Here is a 928-nt window from a genome sequence, read left to right on the forward strand (position 1 = left end):
AGGCTCATGCCCAAGCAATACCTTAAGAGGGTTCTCAGCGACTCGCTCAGGCAGAGCTTTGGCGCAGACCTTAGGAACCTGGTGACCATAGGTAAGGACGAGGCCGTCATAGAAAATGATAACCTTAAGGTTATGATAAGCTCCGAAGGAGACGTCGAGGCCGCGATAAAGAATGACATAAACGTCAACATACCCATTGAATTCCACCCAACATCGTCAGGCCTGTGCATCACCAACATAGCTCCTGGCGAGAGAGTAATACACATAGGCAGCGGTGACAGGAACTGCGTGAGGGGTTCCTTAGCAAGCATGGTAATTTACCTCGCATGGCTCAGGCTGCTGAGCGATGGCCTGACCCCCATGGCCTTTGCGAGCACCGAGAGAGTCGCAGTCTTCAGCCTCTTCAACGCCATAAACAGCTACGTCTTCTCCCCTGCCGCCTCGCCCCAAGTGAAGCCGCTCGTGCTCGACTCCCTCAGGTGGGAGCCCTTTAAGCTCAAGTTTAAGGAGAGGTTTTCCGACGTCACCTACGTTAGGGACGAGAAGGGCCTCAGGACCTTGATAAAGGAAAGGGAGGTGGAGCCGTCGCTGATCTCAAGCGGCGTACACCAACTAGCGATTGTTGAGATGCTCGTTAACAACCCTATCCTGAAGTCAATAATCATAGAGGAACCTGAGATATACCTTCACGCGGACCTACAGATAGAGGTAGCAAAGGACCTGACCAGAGTCGACAAGAGGCTCTTTATAACCTCCCACAGCGAGTGGTTCACCATGGCCTTTGCCTTAGCCAGGACGCTGGCTGACAAGGACGTCAAGGTCTACTAGCTCAGGAGGGACGAGGGCGACACATTCAAGGCCCACGAGCTGAAGGTATACAAGGACGGCACCATAGAGCCCCTCGAGACGATAAATAAGTACCAGGATG

General features: G+C 53.1%; 1 pseudogene. It reads left to right on the forward strand.

The features are described 5' to 3' along the window. Window positions 1-828: pseudogene (locus ACP5H1_RS08480) on the forward strand (hypothetical protein); the annotation flags it as partial. Window positions 829-928: the final 100 nt, after the last annotated feature.

Origin of the sequence: Acidilobus sp. (assembly GCF_049973875.1) — an archaeon.
Classification (GTDB): Archaea; Thermoproteota; Thermoprotei_A; order Sulfolobales; family Acidilobaceae; genus Acidilobus.